This is a genomic window from Bradyrhizobium sp. UFLA06-24, from assembly GCF_054967145.1.
The window spans coordinates 23,782-46,155 of the sequence record NZ_JADFUE010000051.1 but is presented as its reverse complement, the minus strand read 5'-3'; the positions used below and the strand labels follow the sequence as shown (position 1 = coordinate 46,155).

The window sequence follows — 22,374 nt, the reverse complement described above, 5'->3', positions numbered from 1 at the left end:
CCTAGTGCGACATCATCACCCAGCACGGTGGCTGGCCGATGACAGTCTTGGTCACACCGCCCCAGACCGTCTCATTCAGACGCGAATGGTGATAAGCGCCCATGACGATGGCGTCGATGGCGTGGGACTGCGCCCAAGCCCCTAGCACCTTGCCGATCGAGCTTCCGCCGCTCTTCACAGTTTCGAAGGACGCATAGACCCCATGCTCTCTGAGGTGGTGGACAAGACTGAGGCCCGACTGCGCGATCGCTTCGGTCTTGTCCTCCGCCACGGTCACCACCCGGACGGAAGCCGCTGCCTGAATAATCGGCAAAGCGTCGCCAACCGCGCGCGCGGCGCGCGCCGAGTGGTCCCAGGCGATGACGACATGCTCGAATTCCGGCCGCAGCGAGCCCGCGTGCTGCTCGGGACAGAGCAGCAGCGGCCTGCCGGATTCAAACAGGAACGATTCTACGATGTTTTCGGTTCGGCTATCGTGGGCCTTTACGGGGATTAGGCTGAGATCGCTGAAACGTGCATGCTCCGCGAGGGTCGATGCGATCTGGTCAGCCGGCACCCTGCCCGATCGGCTCTGGGCACGCGTACCAGTGCGCGCGGCCGCCTCGGTGAATGCATTCAGGAGCTGCTGCATATCGCCCGCCTCGCACACAACGCTGAGTTCGGCGGACTCCGGGCCATCAGGAAACACCACCTTCGGGCGCACGAAAACATCGTCCTCCAGCGCAAGCCCGGTGATTCTGGCACCGAGGTCAGCGGCAACGGCGACGCATTTCTCAATTGCGGCGAGCGCAGGCCCACTCGGCTGACCGACAATCGGCAAAAAGACGTCCTTGATGGCCATCGGGATTCTCCTTGCCAGCCAAAATAGGCCGCTTTTCGTCAGCTCCCTTGATTCTCGTCAAGGCGCCGAACGCCCTCCGACGCAAGCGATGAGGGGCGTTGAGCAAAGTCAAGGACTGGCCGCTCGGTCATTCTATGGGTATTCAGTCGGAGCGGTTCGCCCCGGAGAGACTTATGCGTGCGATGGTGTTACCGGCCCCACGAGCGCGGCTTCGAATGGAGGAGCGGCCAGACCCGGTCCCCGGCGATGGCCAGATCCGGGTGAAGATAGGAGCCTGCGGGGTATGCCGGACCGACCTGCATGTCGTCGACGCCGAGCTACCCGATATTCGCTATCCGATCGTGCCCGGCCATGAGATCATTGGGCGGATCGACCTCGTCGGTCCTCATGTTGCAACCCACGCGCTTGGTGACCGGGTCGGCATTCCCTGGCTTGGCTTCACATGCGGAAAATGCCGATACTGCCGGGAAGGCATGGAAAATCTGTGCGACGCACCGCTGTTCACCGGCTATACGCGTGACGGCGGCTACGCAACGCACACCATCGCCGATGCCCGCTATGCATTTCCGCTCGGCGAAGGCGACAATGACGTGGAGATTGCGCCTTTGCTGTGTGCAGGTCTGATCGGCTGGCGCTCGCTGGTGCTGGCTGGTCCCGCAGAGCGACTAGGCCTTTACGGCTTCGGCGCGGCCGGCCATATCGTTGCACAAGTCGCAATCTGGCAGCGGCGATCCGTCTACGCGTTCACGCGGCGCGGCGATGCCCCCGCTCAGGCCCTGGCGCGACGTCTTGGTGCCGTCTGGGCGGGAGCTTCCGACGAAATGCCCGCCGAGCCGCTCGATGCCGCTATTATCTTCGCACCGGCGGGGGAACTCGTTCCGGCTGCGTTGCGCGCCGTCCGAAAAGGCGGCCGCGTGGTGTGCGCCGGCATCCATATGTCCGACATCCCGAGCTTTCCATATGATTTGCTCTGGGAGGAACGGCAATTGGTTTCGGTCGCCAATCTGACCCGGCAGGACGGACTGGATTTTCTCAAGGTCGCACCACAAGCCGGTGTGCGCACCGAGACGACGGCATTTCCGCTGGATCAAGCCAACGAGGTTCTAAGCATGCTGAGGAACGGCCAGATTCTGGGCGCAGCCGTCCTGACGCCCTGACGGTGCTTGGAATGTCTGCTTCGCTGGACAATCAAACGACGATCCAGGAACGGATCTTCCAGACACTGGCTGGACATCAGGGCGTGACGCGGATCGATACGCACGGCGCCTCCGTCTTTCTCGATGGCGATCGCGCTTTGAAGATCAAGCGGGCCGTGCTGTTTCCTTTCCTCGACTATTCCAGCCTTGAGAAGCGCAAGGCGGCCTGCGAGGAGGAAATCCGGATCAACCGGCCACTGGCGCCGCAGATTTACCACGGTGTTGTCGCGATCACCGAGGAGCCGGACGGATCGGTAAAGGTCAATGGCCGCGGCCGAGCGATCGAATACGCCGTCGACATGTCTCGTTTCGACGAGAACCAGACGCTGGACCATCTGGCGAAGGCGCGAACGTTCGACGCGGATCTTGCATCAGCCATTGCCGGCGCAATCGTGGCATCGCACGCGGCGGCGACGCCTGCCGACGGCAAGGCTTGGATGTCCTCGATTCCTGTCCTGATCGACGGCAACAGCGCGGGCTTGCGAGTTGGCAATGACCTTCAGGGCGCGGACATCGAACAGCTCGCGCGGGCCTCGCACGATGCATTCCTGCGCACCCATCCTTTGCTTGAAGAACGCGGCCGCCGAGGCTTCGTGCGCCGTTGCCACGGCGATCTGCACCTCGCCAATATCGTGCTGATTGATCAGCGGCCGGTGCTGTTCGATGCCATCGAGTTCGATGCACAGATGGCGACGGTCGACGTGCTCTACGATCTCGCCTTCACGCTGATGGACCTGCTGCGCCACGATCAGTCGCTCGCCGCAAACGTTGTCCTGAACCGGTATCTTGCCGCGACGCCGTCCGAAAACCTCGATGCGCTCGGCGCGCTGCCCCTGTTCATGTCCATTCGCGCCGCGATCCGCGCCCAAGTGGCCCTGGCACGGCTGAAGTCACATTCCGATGATGTCCGCATCCTTGACGAGGCGCGGCGCTATTTTGACCTTGCCCGAACGCTGATCCAGCCGCCCGCTCCCCGTCTGATCGCGGTCGGCGGGCTGTCGGGCACCGGCAAAACGGTTTTGGCAGCGGCGCTCGCGCCCACGGTGGCGCCGCAGCCGGGGGCCGTCGTGTTGCGCAGCGATGTCATTCGCAAGCAGATGTTCGGGGTGGCCGACACGGACCGGCTGCCACCATCGGCCTACACGCCCGAACTTGCAGAGCGGGTTTACGCAACATTGGCCGAGCGCGCCCACCATGTGCTGGCCCAGGGCCATTCGGTGATCATCGATGGCGTGTTCGCCCGCGATGTCGAGCGAGAGGCCATCGCCGCACTGGCCCGAGATTGCAACGTGCCTCTCACCGGACTCTTCCTCGTCGCGGATCTGGCAACCCGGCAGGCGCGCATCGGCAGCCGGCGCGGCGATGCCTCCGATGCCACGCAAGAGGTTGCCGCATTGCAAGAGCGCTATAAGATCGGGCATGTCGGGTGGGCGAGCATCGATGCATCCGGAACACAAGCGCAGACGCTCCAAAGCTGCCGGGATGCGATCGCTAAAGGCAAATAAGGCAATCTGATAGGCGCGAGCTAGGATGGCGCGACCCACCACGAGTTCGACGGCCACCGGCCATGCCAAGCCGCCGGCGGGCCGCGTTCGGCGGCCGGGCCGCCTCAGCCCCGCTATGGCCTGCGATACGGCCTTTCGGATCATTGCCCGCCGTCATCTCGCCGCCGTGCTCGCCCAGCACGACCGCACATGCCGTGGCGATCCGGACGCGTTGCACCAGATCCGGATCGCCCTGACCCATCTGCGGACTGCGATCCGCTTCTTTTCGCCCATGGTCGACGATGCGCTACGCCCCAAAGTCTGGGCCGAATTGAAATGGTTGAACAGCCAGCTCGGCATGGTGCGGGACCTCGATGTTGCGATCGAACGCATGGCCTCCGGCGGCAAGCTCGCCGAACTCCAGCACTGGGACGACAAGCGCGCCGAAAGTCATCGCCTGCTGGCCCGCGCGCTGCAATCGGCAAGATATCGCCGTCTGGTCGAACAGACATCGGGCTGGATCGAGGGCGGCCCCTGGTCAACCAGGCGGAGCAAGGAGGCCATCAGACTTCGCCGCTGTCCGCTCGCCAACCACGCCATGGTGCAACTGACCGATTGGGAAAGGACGCTGCTGAGGAAGGCCCGGAAGCTGCGCAAGCTCGACGTCGAGAAACGGCACAAGCTGCGCATTCTCAACAAGCGATTGACTTATTCGATCGAGTCGCTGGAGGATCTGTTCACCGACAAGTCGCTGAAGAAGCAAAAGGCGATCCTTAAGCAATTGCGCAAGGCGCAAAAAGCCCTTGGACAGCTCAACGATGATGCGCGCGGTCAGGCGCTGGCCGCCTCATTGAGGGAGGCCGTTCCGGAAGCAGCGATTCGTTTTCTCGACTACGAGCGCGAAAAGAAGTTGCTGCGAACAGCCTCAATGGCGTATCGGAAACTCGACAAGGCCAAACCCTTGCGCCCCTCCGACATCACTCCGGATGCCGAGCCCAAGCCTTAAGTGCGGACGTAGTCGCCCGGTGCATCGGGAAGGCCATCAATCTCGCCATTTCCGATCGGTGGCGGATCGCAAAACTCGCCGGATTTCGCGCTGAGCCAGCGGGTCCATTCCGGCCACCACGACCCCTCGACATGCGGTGCCAGCTTCAGCCATTCATCCGGGCCGATATAGGGCGCGTCCGCGGCCTTGGTCATCACCTGATAGCTGTGCCCAGCCTCGTCGGGCGGCGCCACGATGCCGGCATTGTGGCCTCCGCTGGTCAACAGGAAGGTCAGATCGGCATCGACCTGATAGTGGAGCTTGTGGACGGATCGCCACGGCGCCACGTGATCGGTGAGCGTGCCGACCACGAACATCGGGATGTGAATGTCGGACAGAGAAATGTTTCCGCCGCCGACGCGATAACGTCCCTCAGCAAGATCATTGTTGAGGAAGAGCTTTCGCAGGTATTCCGAATGCATCCGATAGGGCAGCCGCGTCGCGTCGGCATTCCAGGCCATCAGATCGCTCGGCGCCGAAGCTTCGCCCATCAGGTAGTCACGCGACAACCGCGACCAGATCAGATCGTTCGAACGCAGCAGCGCGAACGCGCCCGCCATCTGCGCCGTATCGAGGTAGCCTCGTTGCCACATCACGTCTTCGAGAAAGGTAACCTGGCTTTCGTTGATGAAGAGCGTCAGCTCGCCGGCCTCGGTGAAATCAGTTTGCGCGGCCAGGAGAGTGATGGTGCCGAGGCGATCGTCGCCGTCGCGCGCCATTGCGGCGGCAGCGATCGACAGCAAGGTGCCGCCGAGACAATAACCGAGCGCGTGAATCTTCTGTGCCGGCACGATCCGGCCAATCACATCCAGTGCGGCCATCACACCCAGCTTGCGGTAATCGTCGAACGCAACATCCCGATCTCTTGCGTCCGGATTGCGCCAGGAGATCGCGAAGACCGTGAAGCCCTGTTCGGTGAGGTATTTGACCAGCGAGTTCTGCGGCGACAGATCGAGGATATAGTATTTCATGATCCAGGCGGGCACGATCAGGATCGGCTCGGGCCGCACCTGCGCCGTGGTGGGATGATACTGGATCAGTTCGATCAGCTCGTTACGGTAGACAACCTTGCCGGGCGACACCGCAACGGTCTTGCCGACGACGAACTGTTCGTCTCCGCCCGGCTTCGCGGACGACAGCAACCGCATCAGGTCGCCGCACCAGTTCTGTCCGCCGAACACGAAATTCTCCCCGCCGCTCTGGAACGCCTTCTCCAGCACCTGCGGATTGGTCATTGCGAAATTCGACGGTGCCAGCATGTCGAGCATCTGGCGCACAGAGAATTCGACGATAGCCTCGTTCGCCCGCGAGACGCCGCGCACGCCAGTCGTTGCATCGTGCCACCAGCGCTCTCCGAGCAGAAAGGCCTGCGCAACAATATTGAACGGCGCGGCCTCCCATTGCGGCGCCCTGAAGCGGCGATCCCGTCCGTCCGGCCGGATCACCGACCAGGGCTCTTGCGCGGGTGAGGTCGCGTGCGCGGCAGCTTCCAACAAACGGCCGGTGTCACGAACCACCCGCTCAGCGATCTCCATTCGACGCTGTGGAGCTCCTGCAAGATGGCAGCCCCAGTCAAGCCAGGCGAGCAGCAAGGCTGTCGGCGAAATTCCGCCCGTGAACCGCGCGAGCAAGGCGTGGAACGTGCGGTCGAGCAGGTAGGGCTCCGGCACCGGCTGGACGGTCGATCTCTCCGCGTTTGGCTCGGCTTTCGTGACTGAGCGGGCGACGTCCACAACAGGCTCGGTGGAGGCCGCCGGCTGATCGGGCAGAGGAAGGATTTGCACAACGTTCATGGGATTCCCGTGCGCTGCTGATCGCATGTGGGGGCAGGATATGGCCGCCTGCTTTGGGGGCGTTGAGCTGCATCAATTCTGAGGCCGATCACAATCGCTTAAATCCGCAACAACCGGCTTCGTGCTCTTGACCTGCGTCAAACGCTCTCTCGGCGCCCCATCTAGACTTAACCATCGAAATTCGAAAAGCCAGCGGAGCTTCCCATGCGCGCCCACCAGATCATGACCAGGTCGGTTATCTCGGTCACGCCCGACACCAGCATCGTCGAGGCCGCGAACATCATGCTGAAGCGTCACGTCAGCGGCCTCACCGTAGTCGACGACCGAGGCAAGCTGGTCGGCGTCGTCTCGGAAGGCGACTTCATCCGCCGAAGCGAGATCGGCACCGGACGCAAGCGCGGCCGCTGGCTGAGCTTCATCCTCGGCCCCGGCACGTCCGCCAGCGACTTCGTCCACGAGCACGGTCGCAAGGTTTCCGAGGTGATGACCACATCGCCTGTGACCATCACGGAGGATACCGCGCTCGCCGAGATCGTCGAGCTCATGGAGCGGAATAACGTCAAACGCTTGCCGGTGGTTCGCGGCGACAAGGTCGTCGGCATCGTGTCACGCGCCAACTTGCTGCAGGCAGTGGCGGGCCTCGCGCGCGAGGTGCCCGACCCGACCGCCGACGATGATCACATCCGCAGCCGCATCATTGATGCCATGGAGAAGCACGACTGGTGCCCGTTCGGGCTGAACGTCATCGTGCGCGACGGCATTGTTCACCTGAGCGGTGTCATTACGGAAGAACGCTCGCGTCAAGCCGCGGTCGTCGCAGCGGAGAATGTGGAGGGCGTGAAGAAGGTGCACGACCATCTTTGCTGGGTCGATACCATGTCGGGCGTCTATTTGAACTCGCCCGAGGACGATGAGCTCGCCAAAGCAAGCTGAGCGCCAGAAACGGCTCAGAGAGGGATGACGGCGGTGGCTTCAATTTCGACGCGCGCCGCCCTCTCGACCAGACGGACGACCTGCACCAGCGCCATCGCGGGATAGTGCGCACCGAAGATGGCGCGGTAGATCTGGCCGAGTTCCTTCAGATTCGCCAGGTATTCGTCCATGTCGACGACATACCAGGTCAGACGCACCAAATGTTCGGGCCGCGCACCCCCCTCGGCCAAAATCTCGGCGATATTGCTGAGGGCCTGGCGCACCTGGGCGACAAAGCCGTCCGCGAGACGCTCTTGGGCATCCCAGCCGATCACACCACCCGTGACGACGAGGCGGCCCTCTGCGGCCATACCGTTGGCATAGCCCTTCGGCATCGGCCAGCCCGAGGGCTGCAGCACCTGAGACTTGGGGCTGGAATCATCCCCGGTGGCGGCTGGCAGCACCGCAAGTTGGGGGCCTTTCGGCGTCGTTACTGACAACTTTCGATCCTCATCTCATTCCGCCGCGACGCCCGAGGACGCCGCAGCTGCCTGCGCCAATTGACGCAAGGCAAAGCGCTTCAATTTTCCGGTCTCGGTCTTCGGTAGCTGCGTCACGAACTCGATCGCCCGCGGATATTTGTACGGCGCGATCTCGCGTTTGACGTGCTCCTGCAGCTCGGCTGCAAGCTTTGCGTCCGGTATCACCCCGGGTGCGGCAACGACATAGGCCTTCACGATCATCCCGCGCGCCTCGTCGGGAGCACCGACGACGCCACATTCGACAACGGAGGGGTGCGTGAGCAGCGCCGCCTCGACGTCAGTGCCTGCAATGTTGTAGCCGGCGGAAACGATCATGTCGTCGGAGCGCGACTGGTACCAGAAATAGCCATCGCTATCCATCAGATAGGTATCGCCCGTAATATTCCAGCCATTTTGAACGTACTTGCGCTGACGTTCGTCGGCGAGATAGCGGCAACCGGTCGGTCCGCGCACCGCGAGCTTCCCCATCGTGCCAGGCGGCAAATCGTTGCCGTCGTCATCGACGATCTTGGCCTCATAGCCCGGCACCGGCTTGCCCGTCGCGCCGGGACGAATTTCCTCCTCAGTCGCGCTGATGAAGATGTGCAGGAGCTCCGTCGAGCCAATGCCGTCCATCAGCTTGATGCCCGTGGCCTTTAGCCAGGCATCGAAGGTCGCCTTGGGCAACGTCTCACCGGCGGAGACGCACTTTCGCAGCGATGAAATGTCGCGGCCGGAGAGCTTGCTGATCATGGCGCGATACGCGGTCGGAGCTGTGAAGCAGACGGTGGTCTTGTATTGTTCGATTGCCGCCAGGATCTCATCGGGCGTCGTCTTCTCGAGCACGACGAAGGAGGCGCCGATGTGCATTGGAAACAGCACGCCGCCGAAGCCGAACGTGAAAGCAAGCGGCGCGGAGCCAACGAAACGATCGTTCTGCTCGGCCCGCAGGATGTTCCGCGCGTAAGCATCGCACACCGCCAGCATGTCGCGGTGGAAATGCATGGTGCCCTTGGGATCGCCGGTTGTTCCGGATGTGAATGCGATCAGGCAGATGTCGTCGGAAGCCGTATCGACCGCCCTAAACTCCGGGCTCGCATCGGCGATCAAAGCCTCGAGCGAGTCGGGAGCACCATTGCCCCAATAGACCACGCGCTTCAGTCCAGGCGCAGCCTGCTTCGCCTTCTCCATTTCCTCGGAGAGCTTGCCGTCGCAGAGGGCAAGCGCAATCTCCGCCTTCTGGATCGGATAGGACAGCTCCTTGGCGCGCAGCAGCGGCATCGTCGCCACGCAAATGCCGCCGGCTTTGATCACCGCAAGATAAGTTGCGACCATCATCGGATTGTTGGCCGAGCGCAGCAGCACGCGCCCTCCGGTTACAAGGCCGAGCTTGCTGACCAGGACATTGGCGATGCGGTTCACCAGCGCTTGCAGTTCGCGATAGGTATAGCTGACGGCGGGACTGATGACGCACGGCTCCTCCCCGCGCCCCTGCTCGACCCACCGGTCGAGAAAGTAGCTGACGCAGTTCAATCGGGATGGATATTGCAACTCCGGCCGCGTGAAGATGAACTCCGGCCAGAGCTCGGGCGGCGGCAGATGCTGCCGCGCGAATGTGTCGACATGGGCGGTCGCAGCGTTTGCGTCATGCGAGCCCGAGACTTGAACCTTGGCGGCGTTGGCCATCGCACGCTCCTTTGCGCATGGAAAGCACCCGGCAGCACTTACTGGAAAACATTTTAGGCTTAAAACAATTTCGCGCAATAGCGGATTTTGGGCATCCCATGCATTTTCGTACGGCAAAGTGGGATTGAGGGGCGCCTAGGGCCGGCGGCGCGCGGCCGATTTCTGCGCCGAGGCCTTGGTCTTGGCCAGCAGCCGCATGAGCTCGCGCACGTCTTTTGGCGTCAGATCGGCGAACAGATCGGCGATCCAGGTTTCATGTTCCGCAGCCATCCGGCGAAATTCGGCGCGACCGAGTTTTGTGAGGCGGATCACCTGGACGCGGCGGTCCGTCTCCGAGGTGCGGCGGTCGAGATGGCCGGATTCCACGAGGCGTTCGACGAGCCCGGTGACGTTGCCGTTGGACACCATCATGCGCTTGGAGACGTCCGACAGCGTCATGCCATCGGGGGCCTTGTCGAGCTGCGCCATCAGGTCAAAGCGGGGCAACGTGACGTCGAAGCGTTGCCGCAAGCGACCGCGAACTTCGCCCTCGATCAGGGTCGTGCAGGTCAGCAGACGCAACCACAGCCGGAGCTCGTCGGCGTGGTCCTCGGGCGTTTCGACGGCCTTGGTCTCGGAATCGAGCATCTCGATGCGATCATTCCCCGCTGGCATGGGCGCCGGCAGGCTTCCCAACGTTTTGAGCTTCAAATAAATCAGCGCCGGCCGCAAGCCCAAAGCTGCAACAATCGATCGCAGGCGAATTTGTTTAGGCTTCAAGTAATTGGCGCGGGGCTTGCATGCGCCGCGCCCATACGATGGCGACCTCCCAAGCTTGCTTGCCGCGGCAGCCGTCATCGGCATAAGCTCGGATCGACGTACGCGGCTTGCAGCGCAAGCCCGATATTACGGGGGGACAGATCATGAAGACGCAACTGACCTTGGCCGCGGCCGCGTTTCTGCTCGGCACCGCCATGCGCCCTGCCCTCGCCGAGGACAAGATCAAGCTCGGCGTGATCGTGACACTATCGGGCCCTGCCGCTGCGCTCGGTCAGCAGGTTCGCGACGGCTTTGCGCTTGCGGTCAAGGATCTCGGCGGCAAGATGGGCAGCCGCGATGTCGACGTGGTCGTTGTCGATGACGAGTTGAAACCCGACGCGGCCGTGACCAAAGTCAAGGGGCTGCTTGAGCGCGAGAAGGTCGACTTCGTCGTCGGTCCGATCTTCTCCAACATCCTGCAGGCGATCCACCGTCCGGTCACCGAATCCAAGACATTCCTGATTAGCCCCAATGCCGGCCCGTCGACCTTCGCTGGCAAGGACTGCAACCCGTTCTTCTATGTGACCTCCTACCAGAATGACCAAGTGCACGAAATCCTCGGCAAAGTCGCGCAGGATCGCGGCTACAAGCGGATGTACGTGATGGTGCCGAACTATCAGGCCGGCAAGGATTCGGTCGCGGGCTTCAAGCTGGACTACAAGGGCGAGATCGTCGAAGAGTCCTACATGCCGCTGAACACGCTTGATTTCCAGCCGGAGCTTTCCAAGATCGCCTCGCAGAAGCCCGACGCGCTGTTCACGTTCATGCCGGGCGGCCTCGGCGTCAATCTCGTCAAGCAGTACAAGCAGGCAGGTCTGGCCGACAGCATTCCGGTGCTGTCAGCCTTCACGGTGGATGAATCGACCTTGCCGGCACAGCAGGATGCGGCCGTTGGCATGTTCGGCGGCGCGAACTGGGCGCCCAATCTCGACAATCCTCAGAACAAGAAGTTCGTCGCGGCCTATGAGGCCGCCTACAACAGCGTGCCAGGCACCTATGCCTTCCAGGCCTACGATGCTGCCATGCTGATCGATAGCGCGGTCAAGAGCGTAAAGGGCGATCTCTCAAACAAGGAGGCGATTGCGGCTGCACTGAAGAAGGCGGACTTCACCTCGCTACGCGGGTCGTTCAAGTTCAACACCAACGGCTATCCGATTCAGGACTTCTACCTGACCAAGGTCGCCAAGCGTCCGGACGGCAAATTCCAGACGGAGATTGTCCAGAAGGTTTTTGAGAATTATGGCGACCGTTACGCCAAGGACTGCAAGGCAAACTAGGAGCGCGGGTCGCGTTCAGGGAGGACTGCAATGAAGAGCGAAATCACCGGCATCACGCGGGCCAATGAGGGAATCCAGGGCATTTCCTGGAACATCCTCGGCCAGACCTATGTGCCCAAGAGCTGCGCCGAAAACAGCTTCTCCTGGCATGCGACGTTGCCACCGGGCACGTTCGTGCCGCCGCACATCCATCCCGATCAAGATGAGTACCTCTACATGCTGGAGGGGAAGCTCGACTTCGTGCTCGGCAATTCAGAGGCACAGGCAACCCCCGGCGATCTGATCCGGCTCGGGATGGGCGTCCCACATGGCATCTTCAACAAGTCGGACCAGACCGCAAAAGTGTTGTTCTGGGTGTCGCCGACCAAAAAGCTGTTCGACCTGTTCTGGGGCCTTCACAATATGAAGGAACAGAAGCCGGAGGACGTGGTGGCGATGGCCGCTGAATTCAACATCCATTTCCTGCCGCCGCCGCCCGGGGCCAGCTAAACCCTGGCGTCAGGCGCGCACCGCTGCGAGGCCTGGCACCGCCGCGAACCCGGCCTTGGTGGCATAGCCGCGCACGATCGCCTCGCGCTGCGAATAGCTCAGAACGTTGTCGACGTTGTCAAAGCCGTCAGGCGCGAGCTGCTCGACGGCGTCGATGACGCCCTCCGGGCCGCCGCGCCTGTTGGAGCGGACGATCTCCGCGGTCATCGGCAGCCGCTTCTTCTCGTATTCCATGAGCGCCTGTCGTGGATGTTCGGCGCGCACCAAAGCATCCGCGAGGCAGCGCGCGTCGAGGATCGCCTGCGAGGCGCCATTGGATCCCACCGGATACATGGGATGCGCGGCATCGCCGAGCAGCGTGACGCGACCTGATGACCAATAGGGCAAGGGGTCGCGGTCGCAGGTCGGGTATTCGTAGAATTCGGGCGTTGCCGAGATCAGGCTCTTCACGTCGATATAAGGAACGGAGAAGCGCGTCACATGCGGCATCAGCTCCTCGCGCCGGCCCGGGCGCGACCAGTCTTCTTTGCGTGGAGGCGGCGCGTTGCCCTCGCCCACTTTCACCAGCACTGCCCAATTGGTGAGACGGCTGACCGAGCTTGAACCCTCCGCGATCGGATAGATCACCACCTTGGCATTGAGCCCCCCGGCCACAATCATCGACTTGCCCGTCAGGAACAGCGGCCAGTCACGCGCACCCCGCCAGAGCATCAGGCCGTTCCAGCACGGCGGCCCCTCGTTCGGAAACAGCGTGTCGCGGACCCGCGAGTGAATGCCGTCGGCGCCAATTAGGATATCACCGCGCGCGGTGTGGATGTGCGCGCCGGTGCGGTCGAAGAAATAGGCGGTGACGCCAGCCTCATCTTGCGTGAAAGCACCGAGCCGGCAACCAGTGTGGATGGCCTCCGCGCCAAGCCGCTCCTCGACGGCGTGATGGATGACGCCCTGGAGGCGGCCTCGGTGGATCGAGAATTGCGGCACGTCGTGACCGGCGTCGATGCCGCGGGCTTCGCGCCAGACCTCCTGGCCATGGCGGTTGAGGTAATAGAGCTGGTCGGTCCGGATCGCGACCTCATCGAGCTTTTCCAGCAGGCCAAGGCTGGCGAGCTCGCGCATGGCGTGCGGAAGCGTGTTGATGCCAACGCCAAGCTCGCGGATCGTATCGGACTGCTCGAAAATCTCGCAACCGATGCCGCGAGCCCGCAGCATCAAGGCCGTGGTGAGACCACCAATACCACCACCGACGATAATCGCCTTCATCGCCCTCAACTCCACTCGAATACGCCAGGCAATGGGGTTAAGGTCGCACGGGCGGTCACTCCGCTGCAAGCGGCTTTGTCGCCTCCGCCTTGAGCTCGGCCCGCGTCTTTGGCTTAGCCTTAATCCTAAGCTCCTCGAGATCCTGCCGGTCGCGGACGCTATTGCGGAAAATCTGCTCCTTTCCTGGCAGATATTGCGGTGGGCAGAACGCCTCGTTTGCGCCATACCAGGCCGCCGCCTTCATGGTGAAGAAGGGGTCGACGAGATGTGGCCGACCAAGGGCAACCAGGTCGGCCCGGCCGGCCGCCAAAATGGTATTGGCCTGATCCGCAGTCGTGATATTGCCGACACACATGGTGGCCACCCGCGCCTCGTTGCGGACCTGATCCGAGAACGGTGTCTGGAACATCCGCCCGTAGACCGGCTGCGCATCGCACACGGTCTGGCCGGTCGACACGTCGACGAGATCGACGCCGGCCTCAGCGAAGGCCCGGGCAATAGCCACCGCATCGTCGCCCGTGATGCCGCCATCGGCCCAATCGGTTGCGGAAATACGCACCGACATCGGCTTGTGCTTCGGCCACACCGCCCGCAGAGCCTCGAAAATCTCAAGCGGGAAACGCAGGCGATTTTCGAGGGAGCCGCCATACTCGTCGGTACGCGCGTTCGTCAGCGGCGAGATGAAGCTCGCGAGCAGATAGCCGTGAGCGCAATGCAGCTCGAGCATGTCGAAGCCGCAGCGCTCGCCGCGCTCGGCCGCCGCGACGAAAGAATCTCGCACCGCAACCATCCCGGCGCGGTCAAGTTCGCGCGGCACCCGGCTGTCGGGGAAATAGGGCAGCGGCGATGCTGAGACCACGTCCCAGCCGCCTTCATCCAGCGGGCGATCGATGCCGTCCCACATCAGCTTGGTCGCGCCCTTGCGCCCCGCGTGCCCGAGTTGCAGGCAGATCTTCGCCGCGGAGTTGGCATGGACGAAATCCACGACCCGGCGCCACGCTCTCTCCTGCTCGTCGTTCCACAACCCGGCGCAGCCCGGCGTGATCCGGGCATCATGACTGACGCAGGTCATCTCGGTGAAGATCAGGCCTGCGCCGCCAATCGCGCGGGATCCGTAATGCACCAGATGGAAGTCGGTCGGCACCCCCTCCTTGGCCGAGTACATACACATCGGCGACATCACCGCCCTGTTGGCGACCTCCATCTCGCGGAACCGGAATGGCTGAAACAGCGGCACCGCTGGCGTCTCGATGTCGACGTCGAAGCCGCTGCTCCGCACTTGTCTGGCAAAGGATTTATCGACTTCGGCCACAAAATCCGGCGCGCGGAGCTTCAGATTGTCATATGTGATCGCCTTCGAGCGCGTCATCACGCCGAAGGCGAATTGCACGGGATCGAAATCCCAGAACCGGTCGACGTGCTCGAACCAAACCAAAGAGACGTCGGCGGCGTGCTGGGTCTTCTCGACCTCCTCGCGGCGGCCGTGCTCATAAACCTCGAGGGCGGCGTCGATGCCAGGCGCCTTGGCCATCGCCTCTGCCAGCGCGATCGCATCTTCCATTGCCAGCTTGGTCCCGGAACCGATCGAGAAATGCGCGCTCGCCTTGGCGTCGCCCAGCAGGACCATGTTGTCCTTGACCCAGCGTTTGCTGCGGATCATCGGGAAGTTGCGCCACATCGAGCGGTTGGTGAGCAGCTTGTGCCCATCGAGAAACCACCCGAAAATATCGGCCATCCGCGCGGCGGACTGAGTCTCATTGAGCCCCGTCAGGCCGGCGCGCGCAAACGTGTCCGGATCGGTTTCAAAGATCCAGGTCGAATGCCCGGCTTCGTATTGATAGGCGTGGGCGATAAAGGGCCCCCACTCCGTCTCCTGGAAGATGAAGGTGAAGGCATCAAGCGGCCTGGTCGAGCCCATCCATGCGAACTTGTTGGCGCGGAGGTCGACTCCCGGCTGGAAGTGCTCGGCATATTTCTCGCGAAAACGGCTGTTGACGCCGTCGGCGAGCAAGACGAGATCGGCATCAGCAAAGCGAGCCTCGTCGTCGATATCCACTTCGAAATGCAGGCTGACACCGAGCTCGCGCGCGCGCTCCTGGAGGATCAGGAGCAGCTTTTGCCGGGAGCAGCCGCAAAAGCCGTTGCCGCCGACGCGGTGTACCGTGCCGCGAAAATGCACGGCGATATCGTCCCAATAGGCAAATTCCTGGGTGATGCGGCGGTAGCTCGGCAGGTCATGCTTTTCGAAATTGTCCAGCGTTGCGTCCGAGAACACCACGCCGAAGCCGAAGGTATCGTCGGCCCGGTTGCGCTCATACACGCTGATGTCGGCGCTCGGGCGCTGCTTCTTGAGCAGGATCGCAGCGTAAAGACCTGCAGGTCCACCACCGATGATCGCAACTTTCATGGGAGCCTCGCCAGTTTACCCGGGCAGGAAACTATTTTAAGCCTAAAATAATTTCTGGCAAGTCCCCGTTTCAGGCAGCGGTGCTCAAGGGCCGCCGCTCAATCGCCCCTGAAGACCGGCTTGACCTTGTTGGCGAAAGCCTCGAAAGCGCGCTCGAAATCGGCCGTCGTCATGCACAAGGCCTGAGCAACAGCCTCCGCCTCGATCGCCTCCTCGACCGACATCGCCCATTCCATCGCCAGCATCCGCTTGGTCATGGTGTTGGCAAAGGTCGGCCCTTCCGCGACCTGCTTGGCCAGCAACTGCGCCTGGGGCAGCACCTGCTCCGGCGTGACGATGCGGCTGAAAAAGCCCCAGCGCTCGCCCTCCTCCGCCGTCATGAACCGACCCGTGTACAGGAGCTCGGAGGCGCGGGACTGGCCGATGATCCGCGGCAGGATCGCGCAGGCCCCCATGTCGCAGCCGGCAAGTCCCACCTTGTTGAACAGAAATGCCACCTTGGCTCCGCTCGCCGCGAGCCGCATATCGGACGCCATGGCAATGATCGCGCCAGCCCCGGCGCAGATGCCCTCGACGGCGGCGACGACCGGCTGTGGGCAGGCCCTCATCGCCTTGACGAGATCACCGGTCATCCGCGTGAACGCCGTCAGCCCCTTGGTGTCCATTTTCACCAGCGGGCCGATGATCTCGAACACATCGCCGCCGGACGAAAAATTGCCGCCGGCACCGGTCACCACGATCGACTTGACCGCATCGTCGAAGGCGCAAGCGCGGAAGAAGTCCGTTAGCTCGCGATAGCTCTCGAACGTCAGGGGATTCTTCCGTTCCGGACGATTGAGCGTTACCGTGGCAACTCCCTCAACCACGGCCAGGAGGAAGTGCTGCGGCGAATAATCCGCGAGCGGCACGGTGACGGGATTGGCTGGTCTGCTCATACGATCTCCTTAGCTTCCTTGGTCCACGCCCGGGCAACGCGCTAGATTTCGCCACCGGCGACCGCAATCGCCTGTCCAGTGATCGCTCCAGCGTCCTCGCTGCACAGCCAGAGGACTGCATTGGCGACCTCTCGCGGCGTGATCAGGCGCCCCTGCGGATTGTGCTTGGCGAGCTCGGCGATCGCCTGCTCCCGACTTCGTCCGGTCTTCTTCACGATGTTGTCGATACTGCCGGCAACCAGATCAGTGTCCGTGAAGCCGGGGCACACCGCATTCACAGTAACGTTGCTCCCCGCCATTTCGAGCGCCAGCGAACGCACAAGACCGAGTACGGCGTGTTTCGCCGCCGCGTACGCACTCACATACGCATAGCCCTTGAGGCCTGCCGTTGACGCAATGGCGACGATGCGCCCATAGGGGCGATCCTTCATCCCCGGCAGTACGGCACGAATGGCATGGACAACACCCAGGAAATTGACGTCCATCATGCGCGCAAAAAGGGCACTGTCCGATTTCGCAAAGGGCGCGGATTCGGCGCTGCCGGCGTTGGCAATCAGGATGTCGATCGGCTTCCGCGCCTGGGCTTCCGCGAGGGCTGCGTTCAGAGAGATTTCGTCTGAAACATCAGCAACTGCCGCAAAATGCGCGGCACCTGCGTTGACCGCTTCGTCGAGGGTTGCCGCATTCCGGCCAAGCACCGTCACTGTGGCGCCTGCGCCAACAAGGGCCGCCGCGATCGCGCGGCCAATGCCGCGCCCCCCACCGGTCACCAGCGCATGCGGCGAATGCGGCAATCCGGACATGCGCTTGCTCCTCAAGATCTGCTGACCGTCTCCCCGATATATTTTAACCTTCAAATTTTTGCAACGAAAGCGCGGACCGATGCCGCGAACCATCTGGCGAGAGACCGGTCCGAAAATTGCTTTAAGCATAAAATTATCGCTTCCCATCCCCCTCAAGGCTGTTAGCATCGGCCGGCCCAGCAAAAGGATGTCGCGTGTCGCAGCTAGCGCCAATGATAACAAGGGACGGACGTTTCGCTTATGAAGCCACGGGCAATCCGGGCGCGACACCCCTGATTTTCCTGCATGGCATTGGCGGCGCAGCGCGGGCCTGGCGGCAGCAGCTTGCGACATTCGGCGGTCGTTTTCGCGCGATCGCATGGGACATGCCGGGCTATGGCGGCTCGGCCCCGCTCGCCAGCGTCAGTATCGCTGCCCTGGCTGGTGCACTCCAGCAATTCATTGATCAGATCGGCGCTGCTAAGCCCATTCTGGTCGGCCATTCCATAGGGGGCATGATCGTCCAGAAATGGCTGACGCAATCGCCGAAACTCGCCCGCGCCGTTGTCCTCGCGCAAACCAGCCCGGCATTCGGCAAGGCCGATGGCGACTGGCAGAAATCGTTCCTTGAGGCACGGCTGGGCCCGCTCAATCGCGGCGAGACCATGAGGTCGCTGGCGCCTTCTCTGGTGAGGGAGCTCGTCGGCGATGATCCCGATCCCAAGGGAATGGAGCTTGCGCGCGAGTGCATGGCAAGTGTGCCCGAAGCAAGCTATCGCGCCATGATGCTCGCCTTGATCGGGTTCGATCAGCGCAGCACGCTCAAGGACATTACCGTACCGACCCTGCTGCTGTCCGGCTCCAAGGACAACAATGCGCCCGCCCCGATGATGGCGAAGATGGCGACCTACATTCCCGCGGCCGAATATGCCGAACTGCCCGGCGTCGGCCATCTCGCCAACCTTGAACGACCAGATGCCTTCGACAAAGCGCTCAGCAGCTTCGTCGATCCGATTGCCACAAAACAGGGGTGACTGCGTCATGACCATGCAAGTCAGCAAGACCATCGGCACCACCGACAAGGTCGCGCTGGATGCGCCGATCTTCGATCCCGTGGCCTTCCGCCTGAGCGAGGAGCAAGCCGCCATCGTTGCGCGGGCGCGTGAGATCGGCCAGAGCGTCTTCGCCGGCCGCGCCGCCGCATACGATCGTGAGGCCGTATTCCCGACTGAGAACTATCGCGACCTGCATCGCGCCGGCCTGCTCGGCATCGCTGTCCCCAAAAAACACGGCGGGCTGGGCGCCGATTATCAGACTTACGCACTGGCTGCCGCGGAGATCGGCCGCTATTGCGGCGCGACCGCGCTGACATGGAACATGCATGTCTGTTCGACGCTGTGGTCCGGGCCCCTGGCTGATGACCTCGATATGGACGCAGAGACCCGCGCCGAGCATGAGCGGCGGCGTGCGATCCATTACAAGCGCATCGTCGAAGATGGCGCCATCTACTCGCAACCCTTTTCTGAGGGCGGCGCGGCAGCGGCTGGCGGCGTTGCCTTCGGCACGGAGGCAAAGCCTGTCGATGGCGGCTGGATCGTCAACGGCAAGAAGATCTTTGCATCGCTGTCGGGCCATGCGGACTATTACGGCGTGCTCTGTACGGAGATCGAGGAAGGCGAAAAGGCCTCACGTCGCAATACGCTCTACCTCGCGATATCGGCCAAGTCGCAAGGCGTTTCCGTCGTCGGCGATTGGGATCCGCTCGGCATGCGCGGAACGGTCTCGCGAACGCTATTGTTCAAGGACGTGTTTGTACCTGAGGATTCCGCGCTGATGCCGCGCGGGGTCTATTTCCAGGCCGCAATGCGCTGGCCACACATGTTCCTGACCCTGTCACCAACCTATATGGGCCTTGCGCAAGCCGCTTACGACTTTACGGTGCGTTATCTGCGAGGCGAGGTGCCGGGCATGCCGCCGGCCAAGCGCCGGATGTACCCGACCAAGCAGATCGCGGTCGCGCAGATGCAGATCAAGCTCGAGCAGATCAAGGCGATCTGGTTCCAGGCCGTCACCGAGGCGCGTGCCAATCCGAGCAAGGAGCAGGTGCTGCGCGCCTATGCCGCGCAATATTCGGTGATGGAAGGCGCCAATGAGCTCGCCGCGCTCGCGATCCGCACCTGCGGCGGGCAGGCGATGCTCCGCTCGCTACCGCTGGAGCGCATTTATCGCGACAGCCGCTGCGGCTCGCTGATGCTGCCCTGGACGGCTGAGCTCTGCGTCGACCGGATCGGTCGCGAGGCGCTGTATGAGGCCGGCGAAACGGATGATTGACGGTGGATCTCTGTAGTCTGATCGATCGCAACGCGGCGTTTTCGCCGACCAAGACAGCCATTGCCTTCGAAAGCGAACGGCTGAGCTATGCCGCGTTTGCCGAGCGCATCGAGCGGACTGCCACAGCCCTGAAGCAGGAGTTTGGTGTCGGTCGCGGTGACCGCGTCGCGATCTTGAGCCTGAACCGGCCGGACTATTTGGTCCTGCTCTATGCCTGCGCACGGCTTGGCGCGATGCTGGTACCCCTGAACTGGCGGCTGGCGGTCGCCGAGCAGCTCTTCATCCTCAGCGATGCGGGCGCCAAGGTGCTTGTGCTCGAGCAGGCCTTTGAGGGCGTTCTTCCCGAACTCTCGCGGGGCACTGCCGTCGTCGGCTTCGATTTTGCGCCACCGGAGGGCATACCGTTCGAACGTCTTCTGATGCGCAACGAAGGCAGTGGACGCAACCCGCACACCGATCTCTCCTGCCCGTTGCTCATCGTTTACACGTCAGGCACGACCGGTCGGCCAAAAGGCGCGGTGCTGCGTCAGGAGGCGCTGTTCTGGAACGGCGTCATGAGCCAGCACATGCACAACATGACCTCTGACGATCACGTGCTGACGGTGCTGCCGTTCTTCCATGTCGGCGGGCTCAACATCCAGACGACCGCGGCGCTTCAGCTTGGCGCCACCGTTACTATTCATGCCCGTTTTGCGCCCGATACAGCGCTCGCCGCGATCGAACGGGAACGGCCGAGCTTGACGGTGATGGTGCCAGCAATCATCCAAGCCGTCAGCGAGCACCCCGCCTGGGCAGCGACTGATCTGTCGTCACTGAAAGCCGTCGCCACCGGCTCCACCATTGTGCCGCCGCACCTGATCGACCGCTTCGTCGCGCGCGGCGTGCCCGTGCTCCAGGTTTACGGCTCGACCGAAACCTGCCCGATCGCGGTCTACACGCGTCTGGGCGGTGACTTGTCGCGCGCGGGATCGACCGGACTCGCCGGCCTGTGCTGCGAAGCCAGGGTGATCGATCAGGCCGGCAGTGACGTGCCGGCAGGAACGCCCGGCGAAATAGCGGTACGCGGTCCCAACGTATTCTTCGAATATTGGGGCAACGCGGACGCAACGCGCGAGGCACTACACGACGGCTGGTATCGCACGGGGGATATCGGGCTGTGTGACCCCGACGGCTTTTTCTGGGTTCGCGATCGCAAGAAGAACATGATCATTTCCGGCGGCGAGAACGTCTACCCCGCCGAGGTTGAGCGTGTCCTGCTGGAACATCCAGATGTCAGCGAGTGCGCCGTAATCGGAAGGCCAGACCCGCGCTGGGACGAAGTCCCAGTCGCGTATGTCATCCGACGATCCGGCTGCCGCCTTGAAGCAGAGGAGCTGAGAATGCATCTTGAGGCTCAGCTCGCCCGCTACAAAGTTCCGCGTGACATCATTTTCGTCGCTGATCTGCCGCGCACTGCGCTGGGCAAGGTTCAGCACTTCCTGCTCAAGCAGCTTGATGCGCAATCGCGCGCGCAAGGAGAAGCATCTTGAAGATCGCGGTTCTAGGTGGGGGAAACGGCTCTTTCGCGGCCGCCGGCGATTTTGCGCTGTCGGGGCATGAGGTCAGGCTCTGGCGCCGCGACACAGAGCAGGTCGAGGCACACCGGGCCGCCGGCTCGCGGATCGTTGTGAAGGACCACACGGGGCGTCACGACGTCCAGCTGGCGGTCGTAACCACCGACATCGCCGAAGCCGTAAGCGGAGTCGAATTGGTCCTGTGTCCCGCTCCTGCCTTTGCTCAGCCAGATATCGCCCGCCTGCTTGCCCCTCACCTGCGAGACGGCCAAGTCGTGTTTCTGCCGCCCGCCACATTCGGCTCGATGATCTTCGCGCAAGCTGTGCGCGAGGTCGGCAATCCGGCCGAAGCGAGTTTCGCTGAAACCGGCACGCTGCCATGGCTGACCCGCAAGCATGGCCCATTCGAGGTCGCGATTACCATCCGCGCCAAGCGCCTGCCCGTCGGCGTTTTCCCGCTCCACCAGGCCCCCTACGCGCTGGAGGTGATCGGACGCGCCTTCCCCGATGCGATCGAGCCCTGCGGTGACGCGCTGTCCGGCGCGCTGATGAATGCGGGCCCCATCATCCACCCACCGCTGATCGTGATGAACGCGGGTCCGATCGAGCATTTCGAGCGATGGGACATCCACAAGGAGGGAACGCAGGCCGCGATCCGGCGGGTGACGGATGCGCTCGACGCCGAGCGGATTGCCGTGCGCGAGGCGCTTGGATATGGCGCGCCGCATTTTCCGCTCGCCCATCACTACGCCAAGAAAGGCGAGATCTGGATGTACGGCCGCGGTTCGCATGATCGCCTGACGGATTCCGGAGACTGGCGCGAGCGGATCGTGCTGACCGAGCACCGCTACATGCGCGAGGATCTGCGGCTCGGGCTGTCGCTGCTGGTGTCCGTCGCCGGCCTGGCGGAGGTGGCCACGCCGCTCGCCAAGGCGTTCCTAGCGATCGGTGGCGCGATCTGCGGCGAGAATTTTGCACAAGGCGGCCGCACGTTGGAGACCTTGGGACTTGGCAAGCTACACAAGGCCGAGCTGCAGACACTCCTTCGAGAAGGATTCTGACCG

At 62.8% G+C, this 22,374-nt stretch carries 19 protein-coding genes; 10 read left to right on the top strand and 9 right to left on the bottom strand.

Going from position 1 to position 22,374, the window contains the following annotated elements:
* Position 1 precedes the first annotated feature (1 nt).
* Complete coding sequence (locus tag IF809_RS29455) at positions 2–841, bottom strand: universal stress protein (RefSeq protein WP_462839311.1); 840 nt, start codon at positions 839–841, stop codon at positions 2–4.
* A gap of 173 nt (positions 842–1,014) precedes the next feature.
* Here IF809_RS29455 and IF809_RS29450 point away from each other — a divergent pair, with 173 nt between their 5' ends.
* The 3 genes from IF809_RS29450 to IF809_RS29440 are packed head-to-tail and all read left to right on the top strand — an operon-like array spanning position 1,015 to position 4,527.
* Entirely contained in the window at positions 1,015–1,998 is a 984-nt protein-coding gene (locus tag IF809_RS29450) for a zinc-dependent alcohol dehydrogenase family protein (protein ID WP_462839310.1), read from the top strand.
* 11 nt (positions 1,999–2,009) lie between these two features.
* Complete coding sequence (locus IF809_RS29445; protein ID WP_462839309.1) at positions 2,010–3,542, top strand: bifunctional aminoglycoside phosphotransferase/ATP-binding protein; 1,533 nt, start codon at positions 2,010–2,012, stop codon at positions 3,540–3,542.
* Between the two features lie 25 nt (positions 3,543–3,567).
* Positions 3,568–4,527, top strand: a complete 960-nt coding sequence (locus IF809_RS29440) for a CHAD domain-containing protein (RefSeq protein ID WP_462839308.1) — start codon at positions 3,568–3,570, stop codon at positions 4,525–4,527.
* Here the strand turns inward: IF809_RS29440 and IF809_RS29435 are convergent.
* A complete protein-coding gene (locus IF809_RS29435) occupies positions 4,524–6,359 on the bottom strand; it encodes a PHA/PHB synthase family protein (RefSeq protein ID WP_462839307.1) in 1,836 nt (611 codons plus the stop codon). The genes IF809_RS29440 and IF809_RS29435 overlap by 4 nt on opposite strands.
* Positions 6,360–6,563: 204 nt before the next feature.
* Here IF809_RS29435 and IF809_RS29430 point away from each other — a divergent pair, with 204 nt between their 5' ends.
* Positions 6,564–7,292: a CBS domain-containing protein gene (locus IF809_RS29430; protein ID WP_128965064.1), complete on the top strand. Its 729-nt coding sequence runs from the start codon at positions 6,564–6,566 to the stop codon at positions 7,290–7,292.
* Between the two features lie 14 nt (positions 7,293–7,306).
* Here IF809_RS29430 and IF809_RS29425 read toward each other — a convergent pair whose 3' ends face one another.
* From IF809_RS29425 to IF809_RS29415, 3 genes are all read right to left on the bottom strand, one after another.
* Positions 7,307–7,771: a RidA family protein gene (locus IF809_RS29425; protein ID WP_128965063.1), complete on the bottom strand. Its 465-nt coding sequence runs from the start codon at positions 7,769–7,771 to the stop codon at positions 7,307–7,309.
* 15 nt (positions 7,772–7,786) lie between these two features.
* Entirely contained in the window at positions 7,787–9,478 is a 1,692-nt protein-coding gene (locus IF809_RS29420; RefSeq protein WP_462839306.1) for a benzoate-CoA ligase family protein, read from the bottom strand.
* A 135-nt stretch (positions 9,479–9,613) separates the two neighbouring features.
* Complete coding sequence (locus IF809_RS29415) at positions 9,614–10,132, bottom strand: MarR family winged helix-turn-helix transcriptional regulator (protein WP_164938539.1); 519 nt, start codon at positions 10,130–10,132, stop codon at positions 9,614–9,616.
* Between the two features lie 248 nt (positions 10,133–10,380).
* Between IF809_RS29415 and IF809_RS29410 the strand changes: the two genes are divergently transcribed.
* Together IF809_RS29410 and IF809_RS29405 are read left to right on the top strand one after the other, a co-directional pair.
* Positions 10,381–11,553 (top strand): ABC transporter substrate-binding protein, encoded by a 1,173-nt coding sequence (locus IF809_RS29410; RefSeq protein ID WP_462839305.1) that lies wholly within the window; start codon positions 10,381–10,383, stop codon positions 11,551–11,553.
* 30 nt (positions 11,554–11,583) lie between these two features.
* Positions 11,584–12,042, top strand: coding sequence for a cupin domain-containing protein (locus IF809_RS29405; RefSeq protein WP_128965060.1), 459 nt, complete (start codon positions 11,584–11,586; stop codon positions 12,040–12,042).
* Between the two features lie 9 nt (positions 12,043–12,051).
* Here IF809_RS29405 and IF809_RS29400 read toward each other — a convergent pair whose 3' ends face one another.
* From IF809_RS29400 to IF809_RS29385, 4 genes are all read right to left on the bottom strand, one after another.
* Positions 12,052–13,302, bottom strand: coding sequence for a flavin-dependent oxidoreductase (locus tag IF809_RS29400; protein ID WP_462839304.1), 1,251 nt, complete (start codon positions 13,300–13,302; stop codon positions 12,052–12,054).
* Positions 13,303–13,357: 55 nt separating this feature from the next.
* Positions 13,358–15,709, bottom strand: coding sequence for a bifunctional salicylyl-CoA 5-hydroxylase/oxidoreductase (locus IF809_RS29395; RefSeq protein ID WP_462839303.1), 2,352 nt, complete (start codon positions 15,707–15,709; stop codon positions 13,358–13,360).
* Between the two features lie 98 nt (positions 15,710–15,807).
* On the bottom strand, positions 15,808–16,644 hold the full coding sequence (locus IF809_RS29390) for an enoyl-CoA hydratase family protein (protein ID WP_462839302.1): 837 nt from the start codon (positions 16,642–16,644) through the stop codon (positions 15,808–15,810).
* Between the two features lie 41 nt (positions 16,645–16,685).
* A complete protein-coding gene (locus IF809_RS29385; protein WP_462839313.1) occupies positions 16,686–17,447 on the bottom strand; it encodes an SDR family NAD(P)-dependent oxidoreductase in 762 nt (253 codons plus the stop codon).
* 212 nt (positions 17,448–17,659) lie between these two features.
* Between IF809_RS29385 and IF809_RS29380 the strand changes: the two genes are divergently transcribed.
* Genes IF809_RS29380 through IF809_RS29365 form a run of 4 tightly spaced genes read left to right on the top strand, consistent with a single transcriptional unit; the run spans position 17,660 to position 22,371 of the window.
* Positions 17,660–18,460, top strand: coding sequence for an alpha/beta fold hydrolase (locus IF809_RS29380; RefSeq protein ID WP_462839301.1), 801 nt, complete (start codon positions 17,660–17,662; stop codon positions 18,458–18,460).
* A 7-nt stretch (positions 18,461–18,467) separates the two neighbouring features.
* Positions 18,468–19,757, top strand: a complete 1,290-nt coding sequence (locus IF809_RS29375) for an acyl-CoA dehydrogenase family protein (protein WP_462839300.1) — start codon at positions 18,468–18,470, stop codon at positions 19,755–19,757.
* Positions 19,758–19,759: 2 nt separating this feature from the next.
* On the top strand, positions 19,760–21,286 hold the full coding sequence (locus IF809_RS29370) for a class I adenylate-forming enzyme family protein (protein WP_462839299.1): 1,527 nt from the start codon (positions 19,760–19,762) through the stop codon (positions 21,284–21,286).
* Positions 21,283–22,371 (top strand): NAD/NADP octopine/nopaline dehydrogenase family protein, encoded by a 1,089-nt coding sequence (locus IF809_RS29365; protein ID WP_462839298.1) that lies wholly within the window; start codon positions 21,283–21,285, stop codon positions 22,369–22,371. The genes IF809_RS29370 and IF809_RS29365 overlap by 4 nt, the downstream gene beginning before the upstream one ends.
* Positions 22,372–22,374 lie beyond the last annotated feature (3 nt).